Genomic DNA, 6,600 nt, shown 5'->3' on the forward strand with positions numbered 1-6,600 from the left:
GATGATAGCTTATCGCCCTGTCCGAAAAATGGGGACCACCTCTGTATTGCGACGACGTCGTTTGTTGCGGTTCTTGGTGCCGCGGGTTTGGCGGTCGGCATGGCATTGCAGGGTAGTCTTGCGAACTTTGCTGGTGGTGTTTTGATTCTTCTGTTTCGCCCATTCAAGGTGGGAGATTCGATCACAGCAGGAGGGAGTTCCGGTACGGTGACATCGATCGAGATGTTCCGCACTGTCTTGCTCGATGCGAACAACGAGATAATCTTTATCCCCAACGGAACATTGTCGAACAACATTGTCGTCAACAGTTCGGAGTCGGAAAGGCTTCTGGGATCTGTCAGTTTGCTGATCGATTACAATGATGATCTCGACAAGGCCCGTGCGCTGCTTCTGGGGTTAACGGAACAGGACGAACGGGTGCTTAAAGATCCAGCACCGTCGGTCTCCTTCCTGCCGAAGCCTGCAAATATTCAGGTGACGCTTGGGTTCTGGAGCGCTCCGGGAGATGTTTCATCGCTGGTTGGAAAATATTCCGAAGAGTCCATCAAAGTGCTTCAGAAAGCTGGCTATCGTCTTGGCGTAACGGCGCGAGCGGCAGCATGAAGCATGCCGGATCGGGTTCAGGAGAAAGGGTGAAGAAATAACCGCCCCTTGATCTCTCTGTCTTCCGGTTGATCTCTCTGTCTTCCGGTGTCGACACATAAAAAAGGCCCGGTCCCGCAAACTGCGAGACCGGGCTTTTTTACATTCAGAGTGGAGCGACCGAAGAAGTCACTCCCGTCACCGCAATCAGAACGGCGCGTCGATGTCGACGACGTCGATCAGCTTGTGGTTGACGAACTCCTTGATGCCGAGGTCGATCAGTTCACGACCGAAGCCGGAACGCAGCACGCCACCGAACGGCAGGTCCGCCTTCACCATCGTCGGATGGTTGATGTAGACCATGCCGGTCTCGATCTGCTCGGCCACGCGTTCGCCACGGGCTTCGTCCTTGGTGAAGACCGAACCGCCAAGGCCATACGGGCTGTCATTGGCCACGCGGATCGCCTCGGCTTCGTCCTTCACGCGGAACAGCAGCGTGACGGGGCCGAAGAACTCTTCGCGCATCGCCGGGTTGTCGTCCTTGAGGTTGGTGAGGATCACCGGACGGAAGAACGCACCCTGATTGGGCATTTCCAGCGGGATTTCTTCCGCTTTCGCACCTGCGGCAACTGCACCTTCGACCTGCTTTTTCAGATCGTCAGCGGCTTTCTGCGAAGACAGCGGAGCCAGCGTCGTGGCGGGGTCCATCGGGTCGCCCATTTTCAGCTTGGACACGCCCTCGCGGTAGCGCTTGACGAACTCGTCATAGACACCGTCCACGACGATCAGGCGCTTGGAGGACACACAGACCTGACCGGCGTTCCAGTGACGTCCGAAGACGGCCCAGTTCACGGTCTTCTCCAGATCGGCATCTTCCAGCACGATGAAGGCGTCCGCGCCGCCCAGTTCCATGGTGCACTTCTTCAGCGCCTGACCGGCTTCGGAGGCCAGACGTGCGCCAGCACCTTCGGAGCCTGTCAGAGCCAGACCGCGCACGCGGTGGTCGGCAAGGATGCGCGAGACCTGATCGTGCGTGGGATAGAGGTTCTGGAACGCGCCCTTGGGCAGGCCGGCCTTGATCATCAGTTCGTCCATGGCGGCAGCACACTGCGGCACGTTGGAAGCGTGCTTGAGGACGACGGTGTTACCGGCGGAGAGCTGCGGCGCGATGATGCGCGCGACCTGATAGAACGGGAAGTTCCACGGTTCGACGGCCAGCAGCACGCCCAGCGGCTGATGGATCACTTTCGCGCGGCCCTCGTCCTTGCTGGCGACGGGCAGATCCTGCGGGACCAGAAGTTTCTCGGCGTTCTTGGCATAATATTCGAAGATCGCTGCGGACAGTTCCGTCTCGGCCTTGGCTTCCGCGAAGATCTTGCCCATCTCCAGCGTCAGCAGCTTGGAGTAGTCGTCGATATTGGCGCGCAGGATGTCGGCAGCGTTCTGCATGACCTTCGCGCGCTCGGCGAAGGAGGTCGTGCGCCACGACAGGAAGGCGCTGTGGGCTGCGTCCAGCGCCGTGTTGATCTCGGCGTCGGTCGAATTGGGGAACACCTTGATCTGTTCATTCGTGAACGGATTGGTTGTTGCGTAGGCCATCCTCTGTTCCTTTTTTCTTCTGCGCGAGGGGAAACCCGTGCCTGAGGACAGGCACGGTAAGCACGTCAGTTCCGGAAGTCGAGCACCACGCGTCCGTCGATGCGACCATGTTCAAGGTCGTCGAAGATGCGGTTGATGTTCTCCAGTTTGTCGGGCTTCACAACGCTGTGAATCTTTCCCTCAGCAAAGAAGGACAGCGCCTCGATCATGTCGAGACGCGTGCCCACGATGGATCCGCGGACCGTTGTTCCCGTCATGACCATGTCGAAGATCGACACCGGAAATTCACCCGGCGGCAGGCCATTGAGAACAATCGTTCCACCGCGTCGTGCATAGCCCATGGCCTGTGAAAAGGCGATACGGGAGACGGCCGTCACCAGCGCGCCATGAGCGCCGCCGACTTCCTTCTGCACGAAGGCCGCGGGGTCTGTGTCCTTGGCATTTACGGTCAGCGCCGCGCCCAGTTCCTTGGCGGTCTTCAGTTTTGTGTCATCAATATCGACGGCGATCATGTTCTTGCCCATGGCCACGCCGTACTGAATGGCCATCTGGCCCAGACCACCCACGCCTGAGACCGCCACCCAGTCACCGGGCTTGGTGTCGGTCATTTTCAGACCTTTATAGACCGTCAGGCCCGCGCACAGCACTGGTGCGATCTGGATCGGGTCCACGCCCTTGGGAATGTGCGCCACGTAGTTCGGATCGGCCACGACATATTCCGCGAAGCAGCCATTCACGGTGTAGCCTGTGTCTTGCTGCTTTTCACACAGCGTTTCCCAGCCGCCCAGACAGTGCTCGCAATGACCGCAGCTCGAATACAGCCACGGGACGCCGACCACATCGCCTTCCTTGATCCAGTTGACGTTGCTGCCAACCTGCACGACGTGGCCCACGCCCTCGTGGCCAGGGATGAATGGGGGTTTGGGTTTGGTGGGCCAGTCACCGCTCACGGCGTGCAGGTCTGTGTGACAGACGCCACAGGCGTCAACCTTCACCAGAATCTGATTCTGATTGATCGTGGGAATGTCCAGCTCTTCGATTGTCAGCGGTTTGCCGAACTCGTGGGCGACCGCCGCTTTCATCTTGCCTGCCATGTCTCTTTTCCTTTCTTTTGTCCGATCCCTGAAATGAAAAACCCTGCCACCGGAGTGGCAGGGGTGGGGATCAGTTGGTTCCCAGTGCCTTCACGGCTTCGACCATCTTGCTCAGCACGGCTTGTGCGTCACCAAAGACCATCGAGCAGTTCTTCGCGAAGAACAGCGGGTTCTGCACGCCCGAATAGCCGGTCCCCTGACCACGTTTGATGACGAAGACCTGATGCGCCTGATCGGCGTTGAGGATCGGCATACCGTAGATGGGGGAAGACTTGTCCGTGCGTGCGGAGGGGTTGACCACGTCGTTTGCGCCAATCACGAGCGCAACATCGGTGGATTTGAAGCTGTCGTTGATGTCGTCCATGTCGTAGATCATGTCGTAAGGCACGCCGGCTTCGGCGAGCAGCACGTTCATGTGACCGGGCATACGACCCGCAACAGGGTGGATGGCGAACTTCACGTCCACGCCCGCTGCCTGAAGCAGCTTCACAAACTCGTAGAGCTTCTGCTGCGCCTGAGCCACCGCCAGACCGTAGCCCGGAATGATGATGACGCTCGACGCATAACGCATGGTGGTGGCGGCATCGGCCGGATCGACCGATTTCATCTCGCCCTGCGGTCCCTTGGCCTGCTGGGAAGCCGCGCCGAAGTTGCTGAACAGCACGTTGGTGATCGAACGGTTCATGGCTTTCGCCATCAGCACCGTCAGCAGTGTGCCGGCCGAACCCACGACCATGCCCGCGATCATGAGCGCGGGATCGGCCATGACATAGCCTTCAAGACCCACGGCCAGACCGGTAAAGGCGTTGTAGAGCGAGATCACCACCGGCATGTCCGCGCCGCCGATCGGCACCGTCATGCACAGCCCGAAGAACAGCGCGCCGGCAAAGAACAGGAGGGCATACAGGCCGCCTTCCGGCGCTCCGTTCATCTGCGCGATGACGGTCATGATGCCCAGCACGATCGTGCCAAGGAAGATGGCCAGGTTGAACACCTTCTGCCCGCCGAAACGGATGGGATTGCGCATCTTGCCGTCAAGCTTGGCCCATGCAATCAGCGAGCCGGTCAGTGAGATACAGCCGATCAGCGCGCCTGTGACGGTTACGCCCAGATGCAGGGCCGAGCCGCCCGCGTGATGCAGAAGCGCCACCGCTGCCACGGCTGCGGCCGAGCCGCCGCCCATGCCGTTGAACAGCGCCACCATCTGCGGCATGGCCGTCATGGGGACTGTCCGTCCCTTGCGGCCCGCCCACAGGCCGCCCAGCAGAAGCGCAAGGACAGCCAGCCCGAGGTTGACGGGAAGATGCGGCAGCACATCTTCGGGAAGGTTGAAGACCTGAAGGAAGCTGGCCACGACCACGAAGGCCATGCCCCAGCCCGCGATGACGATGCCTTTGACGGCCGTGACCGGCGAAGACATGCCCTTGAGGCCGTAGATGAACAGTCCGGACGCAACCAGACCGCTCAGGGCCACAATGTATTCGAGCAGATTCATGATGCGCTCTTTTCGTCAGACTTTTTCGCCGGCTTGGCGGTGCTGGGCTTGAACATGGCCAGCATCCGGTCGGTCACGACATAGCCGCCCATCACGTTGCCCGCGCCGAACAGGACACCGAAGAAACCGATGATCTGTTCCGCCAGCGTAGTGGCCGAGAGCAGGGCACTGAGCGCGCCCACCACGACGATACCGTGAATGAAGTTCGAGCCTGACATCAGCGGTGTGTGCAGGATCGATGGCACCCGGCTGATAACCACGTAGCCTGTGAACGCCGCCAGCATGAAGATGTAGAGGGCGATGATGAAAGTCATGGAGGTGATGATCATGACGTCGGTCCTTTCGGCGCAGCAGGGGCCGGAGAAGGCTTCGGAGCCGCGGGTGCCGGGGCAGCCGGTATGCCCTCCACCACGGCACGCACGCCATCATTGGTGATCTTGCCGTCATGGGTGACGAGTGTCTTGGCGATCACCTCATCCGTCAGGTCCAGTGTCAGCTTGCCATCCTTGATGATCTGTTCGAGCAGATTGAGGATGTTCTTGGAATACAGTTCACTGGCCTGCTCGCTGAGATAGGACGGCAGGTTGGTCGGGCCGATGATCAGCGTGGGACCGACCTGAAGCGTCTCACCCGCCTTGGTGCCTTCGCAGTTGCCACCGCCTTCCGCGCCCATGTCCACGATGACGGAGCCGGGTTTCATGCGTGCGATCTGGTCCGCGTCGATCAGGCGCGGTGCACGGCGGCCCGGGACGGCAGCCGTGGTGACGATGAGATCGGCACGTGCGATGTGATCGCTCAGCACCGATTTCACCTTGGCTTTTTCGGCGTCTGTCAGTTCGCGGGCGTACCCGCCCTGACCGGTGGCGTCCACGCCCGTATCCACGAATTTCGCACCCAGCGAGTGAGCTTCATCCTTCGTTTCCGGTCGGACGTCATAGCCTTCCGTGACCGCACCGAGACGGTGGGCGGTCGCCAGCGCTTGAAGCCCGGCCACACCAAGACCCATGACCAACACCTGTGCGGCCCGAAGGGAACCGACAGCGGTGGTCATCATGGGAAGAATCTTGGGCATATGCACGGTGCCGAGCAGCACCGCGTAGTAGCCCGCGAGTGTGGCCTGACTGGACAGGGCGTCCATGGCCTGCGCGCGGCTGATACGGGGGATTTGCTCCATTGCGAAACAGGAAATCTTTTTGTCCCGCAGTGCCTTCACCAGATCGGGATGAGTGCGCCCGTAGATGAAGGAGATGAGGATGGCTCCCGGTTTCATGACCTGCACAAGGTCGGGAGAGGGAGGATTCACTGCAAGGACGATATCGGCGGAGGCGACGAGGGATTTCTCGTCTTCCACGATGGAGGTGTCCTTGTAGGTGGCATCGGGAAAATAGGAAGTGAGACCGGCTCCGGCTTCGAGGGCGACGGACGCCCCCAGACGCTTGATGCGCTCCGCAACGACGGGCACCAACGCAACGCGCCGTTCTCCTTCGTCCTTTTCCCTGATCGCGGCGATCGTAAGGCTCATGATCAGTTGTCCATGCTGGGTTGTGGCTATCTGCGGTCGGCAAGTGCTGACGTTGCCAGTGGGCTTGCCCGCCGAACGCCCGAGGACGCTAACGACTCTGTTATCAACCTGTGCGGCAAGGCTCCTTGACGTGTGTCAACTTCTGCAACGAAGGCAGGATTGCGTAGTTCATCCAGTTTCCCTGCACAGGAAAGACATTCGGCCTCCAGGTTGGCCAAGCGACACTTTTTCATGTGTGATTTTCGACTGACATGAAGGTTTCATTGAGGTGGTCCCGTCCGTTCGGACAGTTTTGCGGGCTTGATAAG

At 60.0% G+C, this 6,600-nt stretch carries 6 protein-coding genes; 1 reads left to right on the plus strand and 5 read right to left on the minus strand.

The window, feature by feature from the left end; translation table 11 throughout:
* Window positions 1–603: mechanosensitive ion channel family protein (locus B7449_RS15570; RefSeq protein ID WP_048883799.1), on the plus strand; the 603-nt coding region annotated here is incomplete at its 5' end.
* A 186-nt stretch (window positions 604–789) separates the two neighbouring features.
* On the opposite strand, the gene B7449_RS15575 is transcribed toward B7449_RS15570, so the two are convergent.
* The 5 genes from B7449_RS15575 to B7449_RS15595 all read right to left on the minus strand — a co-directional run bounded on the left by B7449_RS15575 (window position 790) and on the right by B7449_RS15595 (window position 6,292).
* Window positions 790–2,181 (minus strand): NAD-dependent succinate-semialdehyde dehydrogenase, encoded by a 1,392-nt coding sequence (locus B7449_RS15575; RefSeq protein ID WP_048883800.1) that lies wholly within the window; start codon window positions 2,179–2,181, stop codon window positions 790–792.
* A 65-nt stretch (window positions 2,182–2,246) separates the two neighbouring features.
* The gene (gene adhP, locus B7449_RS15580; protein ID WP_048883801.1) at window positions 2,247–3,275 is read right to left on the minus strand and encodes an alcohol dehydrogenase AdhP; all 1,029 of its coding nucleotides are present in this window, start codon (window positions 3,273–3,275) and stop codon (window positions 2,247–2,249) included.
* 70 nt (window positions 3,276–3,345) lie between these two features.
* Window positions 3,346–4,770 (minus strand): NAD(P)(+) transhydrogenase (Re/Si-specific) subunit beta, encoded by a 1,425-nt coding sequence (locus tag B7449_RS15585; RefSeq protein WP_048883802.1) that lies wholly within the window; start codon window positions 4,768–4,770, stop codon window positions 3,346–3,348.
* A complete protein-coding gene (locus B7449_RS15590; protein WP_048883803.1) occupies window positions 4,767–5,099 on the minus strand; it encodes an NAD(P) transhydrogenase subunit alpha in 333 nt (110 codons plus the stop codon). Before B7449_RS15590 ends, B7449_RS15585 begins: the two co-directional genes overlap by 4 nt.
* Window positions 5,096–6,292 carry an NAD(P) transhydrogenase subunit alpha gene (locus B7449_RS15595; protein WP_048883804.1) on the minus strand — a complete coding sequence of 399 codons (1,197 nt, stop codon included), beginning with the start codon at window positions 6,290–6,292 and terminating at the stop codon, window positions 5,096–5,098. Before B7449_RS15595 ends, B7449_RS15590 begins: the two co-directional genes overlap by 4 nt.
* Window positions 6,293–6,600: the final 308 nt, after the last annotated feature.

Source organism: Komagataeibacter intermedius TF2 (assembly GCF_000964425.1).
Lineage (GTDB): Bacteria > Pseudomonadota > Alphaproteobacteria > Acetobacterales > Acetobacteraceae > Komagataeibacter > Komagataeibacter intermedius.